Annotated in this window: 13 protein-coding genes and 1 pseudogene; 8 read left to right on the top strand and 6 right to left on the bottom strand. The window is 70.7% G+C overall.

Annotation, left to right across the window (positions count from 1 at the left end; translation table 11 throughout):
• Positions 1-63: 63 nt before the first annotated feature.
• A complete protein-coding gene (locus ADK54_RS28670; protein WP_053728624.1) occupies positions 64-471 on the top strand; it encodes a VOC family protein in 408 nt (135 codons plus the stop codon).
• Here ADK54_RS28670 and ADK54_RS28665 read toward each other — a convergent pair.
• Positions 468-776, bottom strand: a pseudogene (locus ADK54_RS28665) (DUF6328 family protein); the annotation flags it as partial. The gene ADK54_RS28670 and the pseudogene ADK54_RS28665 overlap by 4 nt on opposite strands.
• Before the next feature lie 57 nt (positions 777-833).
• Between ADK54_RS28665 and ADK54_RS28660 the strand changes: the two are divergent.
• From ADK54_RS28660 to ADK54_RS28640, 5 genes are all read left to right on the top strand, one after another.
• Positions 834-1,322, top strand: coding sequence for an NUDIX domain-containing protein (locus ADK54_RS28660; protein WP_053728623.1), 489 nt, complete (start codon positions 834-836; stop codon positions 1,320-1,322).
• A 151-nt stretch (positions 1,323-1,473) separates the two neighbouring features.
• On the top strand, positions 1,474-2,787 hold the full coding sequence (locus tag ADK54_RS28655; protein ID WP_053728622.1) for an ROK family transcriptional regulator: 1,314 nt from the start codon (positions 1,474-1,476) through the stop codon (positions 2,785-2,787).
• 296 nt (positions 2,788-3,083) lie between these two features.
• Positions 3,084-4,454, top strand: coding sequence for a family 2B encapsulin nanocompartment shell protein (locus tag ADK54_RS28650; RefSeq protein WP_053728621.1), 1,371 nt, complete (start codon positions 3,084-3,086; stop codon positions 4,452-4,454).
• A complete protein-coding gene (locus tag ADK54_RS28645) occupies positions 4,441-5,709 on the top strand; it encodes a cysteine desulfurase (protein ID WP_078966707.1) in 1,269 nt (422 codons plus the stop codon). The genes ADK54_RS28650 and ADK54_RS28645 overlap by 14 nt, the downstream gene beginning before the upstream one ends.
• A gap of 154 nt (positions 5,710-5,863) precedes the next feature.
• Positions 5,864-6,211: an SH3 domain-containing protein gene (locus ADK54_RS28640; protein ID WP_159047926.1), complete on the top strand. Its 348-nt coding sequence runs from the start codon at positions 5,864-5,866 to the stop codon at positions 6,209-6,211.
• Between the two features lie 471 nt (positions 6,212-6,682).
• Here ADK54_RS28640 and ADK54_RS28635 read toward each other — a convergent pair whose 3' ends face one another.
• A complete protein-coding gene (locus tag ADK54_RS28635; protein ID WP_053728619.1) occupies positions 6,683-7,039 on the bottom strand; it encodes a hypothetical protein in 357 nt (118 codons plus the stop codon).
• Between the two features lie 182 nt (positions 7,040-7,221).
• On the opposite strand from ADK54_RS28635, the gene ADK54_RS28630 reads away from it, so the two are divergent.
• Positions 7,222-9,345, top strand: a complete 2,124-nt coding sequence (locus ADK54_RS28630; RefSeq protein WP_420717413.1) for an NPCBM/NEW2 domain-containing protein — start codon at positions 7,222-7,224, stop codon at positions 9,343-9,345.
• Positions 9,346-9,446: 101 nt separating this feature from the next.
• Here the strand turns inward: ADK54_RS28630 and ADK54_RS28625 are convergent, their stop codons facing one another.
• From ADK54_RS28625 to ADK54_RS28615, 3 genes are read right to left on the bottom strand one after another with little or no spacing between them, the layout of a single operon-like run.
• Positions 9,447-10,154, bottom strand: a complete 708-nt coding sequence (locus ADK54_RS28625; protein ID WP_053728618.1) for a class I SAM-dependent methyltransferase — start codon at positions 10,152-10,154, stop codon at positions 9,447-9,449.
• A gap of 31 nt (positions 10,155-10,185) precedes the next feature.
• Positions 10,186-10,983, bottom strand: a complete 798-nt coding sequence (locus tag ADK54_RS28620) for a lysophospholipid acyltransferase family protein (protein ID WP_107090640.1) — start codon at positions 10,981-10,983, stop codon at positions 10,186-10,188.
• Positions 10,980-11,774: a GNAT family N-acetyltransferase gene (locus ADK54_RS28615; protein WP_078966706.1), complete on the bottom strand. Its 795-nt coding sequence runs from the start codon at positions 11,772-11,774 to the stop codon at positions 10,980-10,982. The genes ADK54_RS28620 and ADK54_RS28615 overlap by 4 nt, the downstream gene beginning before the upstream one ends.
• Positions 11,775-12,100: 326 nt before the next feature.
• Between ADK54_RS28615 and ADK54_RS28610 the strand changes: the two genes are divergently transcribed.
• Positions 12,101-13,579, top strand: a complete 1,479-nt coding sequence (locus tag ADK54_RS28610) for a peptidoglycan D,D-transpeptidase FtsI family protein (RefSeq protein WP_053728617.1) — start codon at positions 12,101-12,103, stop codon at positions 13,577-13,579.
• 32 nt (positions 13,580-13,611) lie between these two features.
• Here ADK54_RS28610 and ADK54_RS28605 read toward each other — a convergent pair whose 3' ends face one another.
• Entirely contained in the window at positions 13,612-14,631 is a 1,020-nt protein-coding gene (locus ADK54_RS28605; RefSeq protein ID WP_053728616.1) for an alpha/beta fold hydrolase, read from the bottom strand.
• Positions 14,632-14,851 lie beyond the last annotated feature (220 nt).

Genomic DNA, 14,851 nt, shown 5'->3' with positions numbered 1-14,851 from the left:
CCGCACCCCTGGCAGGTGCGGTGCCCGGCGTTAGACCGGCGCCCGTACGGGCACTCGGCCCGCATGAGCGTTTCCAAGACCAGCATCCTCGTTCTGGACTGTGCCGAACCCATCGAACTCGCCGAGTTCTACGCCAAGTTGCTCGGCGGCGAGATCCGCACCGCCTGCGATCCGGACTTCGTCGAGATCGTCGGCGGGGACGGCGTCCATCTCGCGATCCGCCGCGACCACGGGTACGCGCCGCCCAGTTGGCCGCGCCCCGACGACTCCCAGCAGGCACACCTGAGGATCGTCGTGGCGTACGGCGACATGGACGCCGCCGAGCGCGAGGCCATCACCCTCGGCGCGATGCCCGTCGACACCAAGGACAACAACGGGCCGCGCGACGAGCGCGTCTACGCCGACCCGGCGGGGCACTCCTTCACGCTCGCTGTCTGGGCCAAGCGCTCCGAGCAGGAGGAAGCCTCCTAGGAGGGCTGGTCGTGGTGGCGCCTGCGGGCCAGGGCCGGCAGCACGAACCAGCAGCAGACGTACCAGCAGACGACGCCCGCGACCAGCCGGGGTGCCAGCGCGCTGTGCAGGGCGACGCGCAGGATGAGCAGCAGGGAGCTGGCCACCGTGCACAGGAGGAGAACGAGGCCGACGACGGTGAGCCGGGACGCCCAGGTCACCGTCTGCGGCTTCAGCCGTCGCCCGGCCAGCATCCGGTGGAAGGAGACGGGGCCGATCAGCGCCCCGGTCGTCGTCGCGCCGAGGACCACCGTCACCACGTAGATGCCCCCCGGTACCGCCGCCCCGTGGCGCCGCGCCCGGCGGACCCGCAGACTGGCGGCATGGCCGGAAAACGCAGCGCCGGGCTCCTGCTGTACCGCAGGGTGGGGGACGGCATCGAGGTGCTCGTGGGGCACATGGGCGGGCCGTTCTTCGCGGGGCGGGACGCGGGCGCCTGGTCGGTCCCCAAGGGTGAGTACGACGCCGAGGAGGCGCCCGAGGCCGCGGCGCGGCGCGAGTTCGAGGAGGAGCTGGGGCTGCCGCCGTCCGAGGGCCCGCTCGTGCCGCTGGGCGAGATCGTCCAGCGCGGCGGCAAGACCGTGACGGTGTGGGCGGTCGAGGCGGATCTGGATCCGGCCGACGCGGTGCCGGGCACGTTCACCATGGAGTGGCCGCGGGGGTCGGGCACGGTGCGCGAGTTCCCCGAGATGGACCGCTTCGCCTGGCTCTCCCCCGATGCCGCGGCCGCCCTGCTCGTCCAGGGCCAGCAGGCGTTCCTCGAACGCCTCGTCGCGCACGCGGGCGGCAAGCCTCCGGATCCGATCAACTAGCCCTGACAGAAGGTCAGTTGGGGCTTACGCGGCTCTCTCATGCCTACCTCATGCCTACCTCATGCCTTAATCTATGGCCTGAGTTAAGACGCAGGACAAGAGCGCGGCACAGGCTCTCGCACCGGTATGTTGCACGCAGGGAGGGAGCCACATGGCCACACCGAACAGCAGGACCGTCCGCGACCTGCGTCGGGACAACCGGGGCGCGGTATTGCGACGGCTGTACTTCGACGGCCCGATGAGCCGCCAGGCACTCGGCCCCGCCACCGGGCTGAGCTCGGGTTCCATCAGCAATGTCGTGGCGGAGCTCGCCGCCGACGGCCTCCTTGAGGATGCCGGGGTGGTGGACTCCGACGGCGGCAGGCCGCGCACCCTGCTGCGGGTCGCCCCGGACAGCGGCCATCTGATCGGTGTGGACGTCGGCGAGACCCGGGTCAGGGTGGAGCTGTTCGACCTCGCCCTGCGCGAACTCGCCCGTACCGAGCTGTCGTTGGACGCGGGTGGCTACGACGTCGGACACATCGTCGGCCGCATCCGCGAGGGCGTGGCCGCCGTGCTGGGCGAGAGCGGCCTCGATCCGCGGCGGCTGCTCGGCGTGGGCGTCGGCGTGCCGGGCATCGTCGACCGGAGCTCCCCGGCGGGGGCCGTGGTGCACGGCCAGACCATCGGCTGGGACGCGGTGCCGCTGGAGTCCCTGCTGCGCGAATCCCTCCACCTTCCGCCCAGCACAAGGTATTTCATCGAGAACGGCGCCAAGACGCTCGGCCAGGCCGAGATGTGGTTCGGCGGCGGCCGGGGCGCATCCGACGCGGTGATCGTCCTGTTCGGCTCCGGCGTCGGCGCCTGCATCGTGACGGGCGGCGCGATCTACGGCGGCGCGCACAGCAGCGCCGCCGAGTGGGGCCACACCACCGTGCGTGTCCGCGGCCGGCGCTGCCGGTGCGGGGCGCTCGGCTGCCTGGAGGCGTACGCGGGCGCCGAGGCGATCATCCAGCGCTGGCAGGAAGCAGGGGCCGAACTGCCGCCCGGGACCGCCGAGGAGACAGCGGTGACGGCCCTCCTCGCGGCCGCGTACCCCGAGGAGAAGGGGGTCGCCGCCAGCCCGGTCGCCCTCGCCGTCCTTGAGGAGACCGCCGAATACCTGGGCGCGGGCCTGTCCGACCTGATCAACCTCTACAACCCGGAGCGCATCCTGATCGGCGGCTGGGCCGGGCTCCAACTCGGACCGCACATCCTGGAGTCGGTGCGCCGGCACGCCACCGCTTACGCCCTGCGCCACCCGGCGGAACGCGTCACCATCGAACTCGGCCGGCTCGGCCCGGACGCCGTCACGGTGGGCGCGGCCACCCTCCCCCTCGCCGGCTTCTTCGCCCGCGGCGGCCGCCGCGCACCCGCGGCCGAACCGGAGACGCCCACCGAAAGAGCGGGCTGGCGCACCTCGGTGGAGGAACGCGCGGCCCGCTGATCCTTTCTCCGGCGAATTCTCGCCGCAGGCCCCAGAATTCGACCGGATTCAGCATTCCATAAGCAGGGCTTTCAGGATCTAATAGCAGGTACAACCAGTTTGAATTGAGTCTCTTATGCCGTGAGCCGGATCCGCCCCGACCTGCGCCGGGGCGGTTTTTCGCGGCCTATTCAGCGCCATTTCCGGCCTGCCGCTGGCACATGCCCCTTGTGGTGCCGTTATTCCAGGAACACGATCGGTCCTCGTCCAGCCCCATCGAGGAGGTACCGGTGAACGTTCCCGTGAATAACCAGCGGATGAGTCTCAGCCCGGACACGGCGCGCCAACTCGCCACCGCCACCAAGACCGTTCCGCAAATGCGCGGGATCACCCCGCGTTATCTGCTGCGCGCCCTGCCCTGGGTGGATGTCGAATCCGGCGTCTACCGGGTCAACCGCCGCCGCTCGTTCGTCCTGGGCGACGACCGGATCAGCACGTACGACGAGGGCGGAACCCCGCGCGTCATGCCGGGCGACCTTCGCGAGCTGCCCTACTTGTGCGACTGCGAGGACGCGCTGCTCGGCGAACTCGCGGGTGCCTTCACGCCGGTGACGTTCGACGCGGGCCAGGTCCTCATGCAGGAGGGCGACCCGGCCGACCGGCTGTGGATCCTGGTGCAGGGCCGCGCGGAGAAGCGCGTCACCGGCCGGTACGGCGAGGACGCACTGCTCGAAGTCGCGGGCGACGGCCAGTTCTTCGACCTCGACGCGTGGACCCGCGGCGAGCCGATGCCGTACCGCGTCAAGGCGCTCACCCCCGGCACCGCCCTGTGCGCCGACCGCGCCGCGCTCGCCCAACTCGCCGACCGCAGCGAGCAGTTGCGCACCGCCGTGGACGCGTTCACCTCGGGCGACGGAGTCAAGCCGGGCTCGGAGGCGCCCATCGACCTCAGCTCCGGGCACGTCGGCGAGGTCGATCTGCCCGGCACGTACGTCGACTACGAGGACGCGCCGCGCGAGTACCACATGACATTGGCCCAAACAGTGTTGCGCGTCCACACCCGGGTCGCCGACCTCTACAACGGGCCGATCGACCAGACCCGCGCCCAGTCCAACCTGACGGTGCAGGCGCTGCGCGAGCGGCAGGAGGCGGCCCTGCTCAACCACCCCGAGTTCGGCCTTCTGAACAACGTGTCCGCAGGTCAGCGCGTGCAGTCCCGCACCGGGTCGCCGACCCCCGACGACCTCGACGAGCTGCTCGCCAAGGTGTGGAAGCAGCCGGGGTTCTTCGTCGCGCACCCGAAGGCGATAGCCGCGTTCGGCCGCGAGTGCACCCGGCGGGGTGTGCCGCCGGTGACCGACACCCGCTTCGGCAGCCCGCTGCTCACCTGGCGCGGGGTGCCGCTGCTGCCCTCCGACAAGGTCAGGTTCTCCGGCGGCGGCAGCGTCGGCACCACGGAGATCCTGCTCATGCGCACCGGCGAGGCCGAGCAGGGCGTGGTCGGACTGCGCCCGGCCGGGGTGCCCGACGAGGTCGAACCGGGCCTGTCCATGCGGAACATGGGGGTCGACCAGAAGGGCATCACCTCGTACCTGATGACCGCGTACTTCAACACGGCCGTCCTGGTGGAGGACGCGATCGCGGTGCTGCAGAACGTCGAGGTGTCCAACTACCATGACTACTCCTGACGTCACGGAACGGACCGCTCTGCCGGGCCGCCAACCGGGCGGGTTCACACCGGAGTCTGCGCGCAAGGACTTCCCGATCCTGCACCGCACGGTCAACGGGCATCCGCTGGTCTGGCTCGACAACGCGGCCACCACCCAGAAACCCCGCCAGGTCATCGAGGCGCTCGCCGGCTACTACAGCGCGTCGAACTCCAACATCCACCGGGGCGCGCACACCATGGCCCGCGAGGCCACCGAGATGTACGAGGCGGGCCGGGCGGCCGTCGCGGACTTCCTGGGCGCGCCGTCCCCCGATTCCATCGTGTTCGTACGGGGCACGACGGAGGCCGTCAACCTGGTCGCGCAGAGCTGGGGGCGGGCGAATCTGGGCCCCGGCGACGACATCCTCGTACCGGTCCTTGAGCACCATTCGGACATCGTCCCTTGGCAGTTGATCGCCAAGGAGACCCGGGCACGGGTCGTCCCGGTCCCGCTCCTCCCGGACGGGCAGATCGACCAGAACGCGTACGCCGACCTGCTCTCCTCGCGCACCCAGCTCGTCGCGATCAGCCAGGCCTCGAACGTGCTCGGCACGGTTCCGCCGGTGCGCGAGATGACCGCGCTCGCACACCGCTACGGGGCGAAGGTGCTGGTCGACGGCGCGCAGGCGGTCGCCCACATGCCCGTCGACGTGACGGACCTGGACGCCGACTTCTACGCCTTCTCCGGACACAAGCTGTACGCCCCGACGGGCATCGGCGCGCTCTACGTCAAGCCGGAGGTCCTCGCGGGTCTGCGGCCCTGGCAGGGCGGCGGCAACATGATCGACTCGGTGTCCTTCGAGCGCACCACCTTCGCCCCGGTCCCGCACCTCATGGAGGCCGGCACCGGCAACATCGCGGGGGTGGTCGGGCTGCTCGCCGCGCTGAACTGGTTCACGTCCTTCGACCGGGCCGCGGTCGCGGCGTACGAGGACGGGCTCACGGCGTACGCGCAGCAGGCCATGGCGATGGTGCCGGGTCTGGAGATCCTGGGGTCGGCGCCCGGCCGGATCGCGGTGCTCACGTTCACCATGGCGGGCCACGACCCGGCGGCGATCGCCTCCTGGCTGGACCGCGACGGCATCGCGATCCGGGCCGGCCACCACTGCGCGCAGCCGGCCCTGGCCCACTACGGCCTGGAGTCGGCGGCCCGCGCCTCCTTCGCCCTGTACAACACCCCGGAGGAGGTGGACGAGCTGGTGACGTCGCTGCTGAGCCTCCAGGAGTCGGCCTGACGTTCCGCACCGGCGCATCCCACGGCCCCGTACCGCTGCGGTACGGGGCCGTGGACCTTAAGGGGTGGGCGCTCGGGTCGCATCCCGCGTGGACCGGGTGTGTGATGGAAGGACGCGTCGATCCCAGGGGCGGAAGTGACTAAGGGAGTCGCCCATGCACACCGGACGCACACGTCGAGCGGTGGCCGCGGGCCTGCTCGCCTGCGGCCTTTCCGTGGGCAGCATCGCCGTGGCGGTCACCGCCGCCGCGGCCCCGGCCCACCATGACGGCGGGCCCGTGTGGGGCACGGTGACCTCACGCATCGAACTGAACATCCGCGACGAGCCGAACCTGCGCGCCGATGTGGCGACGAGCCTGTCACCAGGCGACCAGGACCGCCTTGAGTGCAAGACACACGGCCAGAACGTGCACGGCACGACTTGGTGGTACTGGCTGCGTGGCGCCCGGGGCTGGGCGAACGCGGCGTACGTCGACGCGGAGGGGCACGTGCGGGACTGCTGACCGACCCCTTGGCGGGGCCAGGCGCCAGCCTCCTCGGGGCTGCGCCTCGAACCCCCAACGCCGCTTCAGTCTGCGGACCTTGGGTAGTACTCGCGCAGTTCCCCGCGCCCCTAGGCGGCGTCGAATGCCAGCTCCCCCGGGGCTACGCCCCGAACCCCCGCCGCTTCAGTCTGCGGACCGTGCGTGGCTGGGCGCGCCCATCGCGGCGGAGCCGCACAATGTCACAATCCCGCGCCCCTAACAGGACCTGTGCCGGCCAGTACTGGCATCTTCAGCCCGTCATGGGGGTCCCCCCTGGCCCTTAAGGCCTTGGGGGAGTTTGAGGACGAGCGCCCTTCAGGCGCGAACGGGGTCTGGGGCGGAGCCCCAGGAAACGGACCCTCACTTCTCTCCCCACCCCCGGAGGGTTTCGGGGAGGGGCGGGGTGGGGGAAACAAGCCACCCGCCGGGGCACCGCGATCTGACGCCCTGTCAACCCCGCAGACACTCCTCAAGGAAACCCAGCACCTTGAGGTGATAGGCCCGGGCAGCCCAGCCGAGGCTCAGGTTGTGCCCCGCGGCCGGCTGCCGCTCCATGAGGACCCGGGGCGCCCCGCCGAGCAGGGCCGAGAGATCGGCCAGATCCTCGTCCCCGTGCCGCCACCACGCCTCGTGCTCCGCGAAGGTGAGCCGGACCGGGATCCGTATGCGGGCCAGCACTTCGTCGCAGGTGCGGGTCCACCCGATGATCGCGGCCAGTTCGCGCACCGGCATGGGCGAGAGGGCCGCCTGGGTGGCGCGGAAGGTGCCCGGCGGATACAGCTGAGGCGGGCCCCAGTTGCGCAGCATGCGGTTCACGGACGGCCGCCGATGGAGCCCGCGCGCCCGCGCGGGACCCGCCGAGCGAGGAGGGGCACTTTCACGACTCCCCGTCCGCTTCTCTTGACATGCACTTGTCCGACCGCTGAGATGTGGTTGCTTTCGTTCGACACCGTTCGTTTGTGCGCCAATTACCCTCACCGGAGCCGCACTTGACTGCCGAACTGCACAACTTCAGACAGCGCCTGACCGCCACTCTGGGCACCCTCGCTCTCGTCGCGGGCGGTGTGACGGTCGCCGTGGAGGTCGCGGCCGCGCCACCGGCCGCGGCCGTGGACAACGGTCTGGCGCGTACCCCGCAGATGGGGTTCAACAACTGGAACTCCACGCACTGCCGTGCCGAGTTCAACGAGTCGATGGTCGAGGGCATCGCGGACGCCTTCGTCGCGCAGGGCCTGAAAGACGTCGGCTACACCTACGTCAACATCGACGACTGCTGGGCGCTGCCCAACCGCGACGCCTCCGGCAACCTCGTCCCCGACCCGGTGCGCTTCCCGCACGGCATCAAGGCGGTCGCGGACTACGTGCACGCCAAGGGCCTCAAATTCGGGCTCTACTCCAGCGCGGGCACCAAGACGTGCGACACCCAGGGCTTCCCCGGCGGTCTGGGCCACGAGCAGCAGGACGCCGACCTGTGGGCGTCGTGGGGCGTCGACTACCTCAAGTACGACAACTGCAACAACACCGGCGCTGACGCCAAGCAGCGCTACAAGGCCATGGGCGACGCGCTCAAGGCCACCGGCCGTCCCATCCTCTACAGCATCTGCGAGTGGGGCTCCAACCAGCCCTGGAACTGGGCGTCCGGCACCGGCAACTCCTGGCGCACCACGGGCGACATCAGCGACTCCTGGTCGAGCATGATCGGCATCGCGCACCAGAACCAGTCGCTCGCCCCGTACGCCGCCCCCGGCGGCTGGAACGACCCGGACATGCTGGAGGTCGGCAACGGTGGCATGACGGACACCGAGTACCGCACGCACTTCAGCCTGTGGTCGCAGATGGCGGCGCCGCTGCTCATCGGCAGCGATCTGCGCAACCCGGGCGCGGCCACGCTCGCCATCCTCAAGAACACCGACGTCATCGCGGTCGACCAGGACCCGCTCGGCAAGCAGGGCACGGTGGTGTCGAGCTCCGGCGGCCTGGTCGTGATGTCCAAACCCCTTGCGGACGGCGGTCGTTCGGTCACCCTCACCAACGAGAACACGTCGGCCCAGACCGTCTCGACGACGGTCGACGCCCTCGGTATCGGCGGCGCGTCCTCGTACGCGCTCAAGGACCTGTGGTCCAAGCAGACGAGCAGCACCACGGGCGCCATCAGCGCGTCGGTGCCCGCGCACGGCACCGTGATGTACCGGGTGACGCCGGGCACGCCGGTGCCGCCGCCGACCGGGCTCAACCAGCTCAGCGACCTGCCGTGGACATCGGCCGTGAACGGCTGGGGCCCGGTCGAGCGCGACCACAGCAACGGCGAACAGGCCGCGGGCGACGGCAGAACCCTCACCATCGGCGGCACCACGTACCCCAAGGGCCTCGGCACCCACGCGGCGTCGGACATCACGTACTACCTGGGCGGCCGCTGCCGCTCGCTGGGTGTTGACGTGGGCGTGGACGACGAGTCCACGGCGGGCGGTTCGGTCGTCTTCCGGATCTACCGCGACGGCACGCTCGTGGCCGACAGCGGGCTGCGGACCGCGAGCGATCCGCCCAAGCATCTGACGGCGGACCTCGGCGGCGGCGCCAAGCTGCGGCTCGTCGTCACCGATGGCGGCGACGGCATCACCTACGACCACGCCGACTGGGCGAACCCCCAACTGGCCTGCGGCCAGGGCCCATCGGCGGGCACGCACGCGCTCAGCGACCTGACGTGGACCTCGGCGGTCAACGGCTGGGGACCCGTCGAGCGCAACCACAGCAACGGCGAACAGGCCGCGGGCGACGGCAAGACCCTCACCATCGGCGGCACCACGTACCCCAAGGGCCTCGGCACCCACGCGGCGTCCACGGTGACGTACTACCTCGGCGGCACCTGCACCGCGTTCAAGGCGAGCGTGGGCGTCGACGACGAGGTGGGCGCGAAGGGCTCGGTCGACTTCCAGGTGTACCGGGACGGTGCACTCGCCACCGACAGCGGCAGGGTCACCGGCGCGGACGCGGCCAAGGCGATCAGTGCCGACGTCAGTGGCGCGAACGAACTGAAGCTGGTCGTGACGGACTCCGGCGACGGGGTCGACTACGACCACGCGGACTGGGCCGTGCCTCAACTCACCTGTTCCTGAGGGTGGTTGGGGCGAGATAGGGAAAACGGTTCGGGGTCTCGTCCGCGCGGGCGAGGCCCCTTCTTTCTTGGGCCCCATAGGGTCGCGTTCTTTCTCGGGCCCTATTTGGTCGCGATCACGAGCCGGGCGCGCGGGCTGCCGTCCCGGCGGCGGCCGAGCTCCTCCAGGGCGTACAGCTCCACACCGAAGCCGGCGGCCGCGAGTTCCTGCCGTACGTCCGAGAGGCGGAATCCGCGGTAGTACATGACGAACGGGGGACGCCACAGGGCATTGCGCACCCGCATCGCCGAGTCGAAGCCGAGCAGGGCGAGGTGGCCGGGACTGCCGGGCCGGAACGGGGCCACCACCGGGAACGCGAACCGGCCGCCCGGCCGCAGCGCCGCGTACGCCCGGGCGAACAGGTTCGGCCGCTCCTTGGGCAGGAAGTGCCCGAACGCCCCGAAGCTGACGGCCAGATCGAACCCGTCGCGCAGCGGCAATGCCCGCGCGTCGGCCCGCACCAAGGTGGCCTCCGGGTGCGCGCGGGCGGCGACCGCCAGCATCCCGGCGCTGATGTCGACCCCGGTGACGCCCTCCCGGCACACCTTGCCGAGCACGTCGAGGCCCGCGCCGGTGCCGCAGCACAGGTCGAGGCCCCGGCCGAAGGGGCCGAGCCCGTCGAGCACGCCGGCCACGGAGGCGAGGATCACTTCCGGCGTGCGGAACGGGGTGTGGTCGAACTTCGGCGCCAGGAGGTCGTAGCCGTGCTCGACGGACGACAGCGCCTGGACGGCGAGCTCACGGAGGGTCGGGCCCTGGGGTGCGAACATGGCTGCCCAGCTTAGAGGCCCGCTGGATTGTTCAGGCGAGTACGTACGGCTCGGCGTGGGCGGGTGGACGGGTGCCGCGGACCGCCGCGCGGGCCTCGGCGGCCAGGGTGCGGCGGTCGGTGCCGCGCAGCTCCGGATGTGCGGTGACCCGTACGCTCAGGCCGCGCGCGGCGGCGACCCGGCGCAGGGAGGTCGTGAAGTCGTCGCCGCCGAGGAAGGCCGCGACGGTGCTGGGGGCGCCTCGCTGGAGGTAGTCGACGGTCATCGGCCGCACCGGAGCGCCCGCGTCGACGGCCGCCTGGAACGCGGCCCGCCGGAACCGGCCGCCCGAGACGGTGCACCAGGTCGTCGCCTGCGGGAAGACGAGCACGGACCGGCCCGAACGCAGAGTGGCCGCCAACTCGGCGACGACGGACGGGAGTTCGCGTACGGCGCCCCGGTCGATGAAGCGGGTGCCGATCCGGCGGGCGAGCGTACCGACCACCGGCCACTGGCCCACTTCCCGTTTGGCGAGCACGGTGACCGGCTCGACGGCGAGGAGTGCGACGGCGTCGAGCCAGGAGATGTGGTTGGCGACGAGTAGCGCCCCACGTGTGTGCTCGCGCGGCGCCGGCCCGGATTCGAGCCGTACGCCCAGGGCGTCCAGGACGGCGCGGGCCTGGGCGCGCAGGGTGTGCGGGTCGGCGATCCGCTCCCCCATCGCCACGGTGCGGATCAGCGTGTGGGTGAGCACCGCGTACCGGCGGGCGCTCTCGGTCAGCGGCACCCGCGGCGACGTGTCGCGCACGCAGTCCGGGGTGCAGGGCGCCTCCACCGACCAGGGGTTCATCGGGTGTCCCCCAGGAAGTAGCGGCGGTAGCGGTCGCCGAGCCGGTCCATGTCGAGCAGCACGAAGAAGTCGGCCACATTGAACTCGGGGTCGTATGTGGGCGCCCCACACATCCAGGCGCCGAGCCGGAAGTAGCCGCGCAGGAGCGGCGGCAGGTCGGCATAGCTGGGGCGGCCCTCCGCCGGTCCTGCGGGCAGCCAGGGACGGTGGGGGTGTACGCGCAGCTCGGGCGGTGAGGAGTGCTTGGCGTTGCCGAGCAGCCAGGCACTGGAGGCGGCGGCGCCCCCGTCGGCGAGCGGCACGGACGCGCAGCCCGCCAGATAGCGGTGGCCCGAGAGCAGGACGTAGCGGGCGAGCGCCGACCACATCAGGTTGATGACCGCACCCGAACGGTGGTCGGGGTGCACACAGGAACGCCCCGCCTCGATCATCGAGGGACGCAGTGCGTCGAGCGCCCCGAGGTCGAACTCGCCCTCGCTGTACGAGCGTTGGGTCCGTCCGGGAGACAGCAGCCGGTACGTCCCGACCACGTCGCCGGTCGAGGTGTCGGTGACGATCAGGTGGTCGGCGTACGCGTCGAAGGCGTCGATGTCGTGGCCGGGCAGCGGGGTGGTGAGGGTGGCGCCCATCTCCTCGCCGAAGACGCGGTACCGCAGCCGCTGGGCGGCCCGGATCTGTTCCTCGGAGTCCGCGATGGAGGTGACGTAGGAGCCGGTGGCCGTGGGTGCGGTGGATATCGAGAGCATGGGTGTGGCGTTCTCCGCGACGTGGTGCACAGTCGAATCCCTCATGTGGTTTCCGCATGGGCTTCCGCGCAGTGAGTATGGGATCGCCATATGTGCTCCGGGTGAATTGCACACGACGCCGCGTCGGGCATTGCCCGGCTCGAAGGCGCCCGGAATCCGGCCGGCCCCGGTGGACACGATGACCACTTTATGACCCTTCCGTAACAGCCGCACCGCCGGGATTTACCCGCCATACGCTCGTGACCTGCACCGATAGGTGGATCGCTATGGCGTTGGCGCGCTGAACGCTCTTGGACACCGGGGTGCCGTACCTGTTCTGCTGATCACTACATGTCCGGTTCAACCCCATTCGGTACGTCTCTGGGAGCGTGATGAACAAGCCGCTGCGGCACATAGCCGTCTTCTGCGGGGTGCTGGTGCTCGCCCTGCTGGTCCGGGCGACGTGGGTCCAGTTCGTGAAGAGCGACACCCTGGCCAATGACTCCAACAACCGGCGGGTGGGGATCGACGCGTTCTCGCAGCCGCGCGGCGACATCGTCGTCGGCGGGCAGCCGATCACGGGGTCGGTGGAGACCCCGGGTTCCGACTTCAAGTACAAGCGGACCTACAAGGACGGCCCGATGTACGCGCCGGTCACCGGCTACCTCTCCCAGGCACAGGGCGCGACCTTCCTGGAGGGCGTGCACGCGAAGGTGATGAACGGCAAGGACGACCGGCTGTTCTTCGACCGGGCCAAGTCCCTGTTCACCGGCGAGACCCCGCGCGGCGGCGATGTGATCACCACCATCGACCCGGCCGCGCAGAAGGCCGCGTACAAGGGGCTGACGGACCTCAAGGCGAAGGGCGCCGTGGTCGCCCTCGATCCCCGCTCCGGCAAGATCCTCGCGATGGTGAGCACGCCCTCGTACGATCCCTCGGTCTTCGCCGGGATCTCGTCGAAGGAGGGCAAGGAGTTCAAGAAGCTCGACGCCGACAAGAACAAGCCGCTCAACAACCGGGCGATCCGCGAGGTGTACCCGCCTGGCTCGACCTTCAAGATCCTCACCGCGGCCGCCGCCATCGAGCACGGCGTCGTGACGGACATCAACGCCCCCATGCCGGACGCCCCGGCCCCCTACACCCTGCCGCTCAGCTCCACCCAGGTCGGCAACGACGTGGACAACTCGCTGTGCAACAAGGTGTCCATGAAGACCGGCATGCAGTGGTCATGCAACAACGTGTTCCTTGAGGCCGCGCTCAAGACGGGCAAGGACAAGATGCGCGAGACGGCGGAGAAGTTCGGCTTCAACCACGAGCAGTTCACGCCGGTCAGGACCGCGAAGAGCGGCTACCCCGACAAGCTCGACAAGCCGCAGACCGCGCTGACCGGCATGGGCCAGGGCAGCCTCACCAGCACCCCGCTCCAGATGGCCATGGTGACCGCGGGCATCGCCAACGACGGCAAGGTCATGAAGCCGTACATGGTCGACGAACTGCGCGGCCCCGACCTCGCCACCTTGGAGAAGGCCAAGCCCGAGGTCCTCAACCAGGCCGTCTCGGAGAGCACCGCGAAGAAGGTGCAGGAGATGATGGAGTTCACCGCGAGCGACGGCACCGCGCAGAAGGTCAAGATGGCGGGCGTCACCGTCGGGGGCAAGACCGGCACCGCCCAACACGGCGCCGATGTGCGCGAGCAGCGCCCGTACGCCTGGTTCGTCTCGTACGCCAAGCAGAGCGACGGCACCTCGCCGGTGGCGGTGGCGGTCTTCGTCGACCCGTCGGACATGGACATCCAGCGCTCCGAGATCGCGGGTGGCAAGTTGGGCGCGCCGATCGCGAAGTCGGTGATGGAGGCGGTCATGAAGAAGTGACGGGGCGGCGCCCGCGAGGGCGGATGGCGAAGCTATGTCGCGCTGCGCTCGCTCTCCACCCTCAACTCCCTTTCCACCACGGCCTCGTAGGCGGGGTCGGGCGCGGCGACAGCGGTACCGAACCGCCCCGCGCGCAGCAGGGCGTGCCAGCGTTCGGCGCTCCAGTCGGCGGGCGGGGTCGTTTCGATGAAGTCCTCGACGAGGGCGAGGAAGCGGGCCGGGTCGGTGTGGAAGGGGAAGTGCCCGGCCCCTTCGAATATTTCGAGCCGGCTGCCCGGCATCGCCGCGTGCGCGCGGTGGGCGTGCGTGTCCGGGACGACGCTGTCGCGCGAGCCCCAGATCAGCATCGTGGGCATGCCCTGGGTCAGATAGCAGCGGTCCAGCATGGTGACGACCTGGCCGCGCCAGTCGACGACCGCACGCAGGGTACGGACGAAGACGCTGCGGGACCGGGCGTCGGGCAGCGCGTCCACCAGGCCGAGGAGGTCCGGGGCGTCCTGTCCGAGGTCGCTGTCGAGCAGCCGCATCAGCTCGATGACGAGCCGGGCAGGCCGGCGCATCGCGGGCCGGGAGAGCAGCGCGAGCATCAGCTCGGCGCCGGGCAGCGCCGCGGCGCGCAGGACCGGGTTGACCTCACGACCCACTCCCCCGGCGCCGACCAGGACGAGGCGTTCGGTCAACTCCGGGTACTGGTAGGCGAATTGCATGGCCACGCCGCCGCCGAGCGAGTGCCCGACGAGGGTGGCCCGTTCGATGCCGAGGACGCCGAGCAGATCGCGGACGCCGTTGGCGTAGGCGGCCACCGAGTAGTCGGCGCGCGGTTTGTCGGAGGCGCCGTGGCCGAGCAGGTCGGGCGCGAGGACGGTGTAGCGGCGGGCGAGGCCGGGGATCAGCTCGGCCCAGGTGGCCGAGGAGTCGCCGATGCCGTGGATCAGCACGACGGGCGGCCCCTCGCCCGTGATGCGGTACGCCCGGCGGTATCCGTGCACCACGCGGTGGCGCAGTCGCACGTCCTGGTCGCCCACCGGGCGCAGCCTTGTGCCAGTAGCCATCGACAACCTCCCCGATCACGCCCGCACCGCGTCCCCGTGCGCGCTCCCCGTCAGCGTTCCCCGTAACGAGCGTAGAACCAGTGGCGCCTGCTCGATTACCAGCAGATTTCGCCACGGACAAGCCCCACCCTCGCACCTTTCCGCCATGCGCGCTTCAGCGGCGCGCCGAGCGGGCGTCCGTACAACTGCCTTATGCCTAAGGCGAGTTGGCGCACCCGCC

It is taken from the genome of Streptomyces sp. WM6378 (assembly GCF_001279695.1).
Taxonomy (GTDB): Bacteria; Actinomycetota; Actinomycetes; order Streptomycetales; family Streptomycetaceae; genus Streptomyces.
The sequence above is the reverse complement of the archived record's forward strand: the minus strand, read 5'-3'. Positions and strand labels throughout refer to the sequence as shown.

What these genes read in the sequence shown, in the direction of transcription:
- ADK54_RS28655 (WP_053728622.1), top strand. Translation starts at nt 1,474, where the DNA reads ATGGCCACACCGAACAGCAGGACCGTCCGCGACCTGCGTCGGGACAAC.
- ADK54_RS28635 (WP_053728619.1), bottom strand. Translation starts at nt 7,039, where the DNA reads ATGCTGCGCAACTGGGGCCCGCCTCAGCTGTATCCGCCGGGCACCTTC.
- ADK54_RS28645 (WP_078966707.1), top strand. Translation starts at nt 4,441, where the DNA reads ATGACTACTCCTGACGTCACGGAACGGACCGCTCTGCCGGGCCGCCAA.
- ADK54_RS28650 (WP_053728621.1), top strand. Translation starts at nt 3,084, where the DNA reads ATGAGTCTCAGCCCGGACACGGCGCGCCAACTCGCCACCGCCACCAAG.
- ADK54_RS28640 (WP_159047926.1), top strand. Translation starts at nt 5,864, where the DNA reads ATGCACACCGGACGCACACGTCGAGCGGTGGCCGCGGGCCTGCTCGCC.
- ADK54_RS28605 (WP_053728616.1), bottom strand. Translation starts at nt 14,631, where the DNA reads ATGGCTACTGGCACAAGGCTGCGCCCGGTGGGCGACCAGGACGTGCGA.
- ADK54_RS28615 (WP_078966706.1), bottom strand. Translation starts at nt 11,774, where the DNA reads ATGAGGGATTCGACTGTGCACCACGTCGCGGAGAACGCCACACCCATG.
- ADK54_RS28670 (WP_053728624.1), top strand. Translation starts at nt 64, where the DNA reads ATGAGCGTTTCCAAGACCAGCATCCTCGTTCTGGACTGTGCCGAACCC.
- ADK54_RS28660 (WP_053728623.1), top strand. Translation starts at nt 834, where the DNA reads ATGGCCGGAAAACGCAGCGCCGGGCTCCTGCTGTACCGCAGGGTGGGG.
- ADK54_RS28625 (WP_053728618.1), bottom strand. Translation starts at nt 10,154, where the DNA reads ATGTTCGCACCCCAGGGCCCGACCCTCCGTGAGCTCGCCGTCCAGGCG.
- ADK54_RS28610 (WP_053728617.1), top strand. Translation starts at nt 12,101, where the DNA reads ATGAACAAGCCGCTGCGGCACATAGCCGTCTTCTGCGGGGTGCTGGTG.
- ADK54_RS28620 (WP_107090640.1), bottom strand. Translation starts at nt 10,983, where the DNA reads ATGAACCCCTGGTCGGTGGAGGCGCCCTGCACCCCGGACTGCGTGCGC.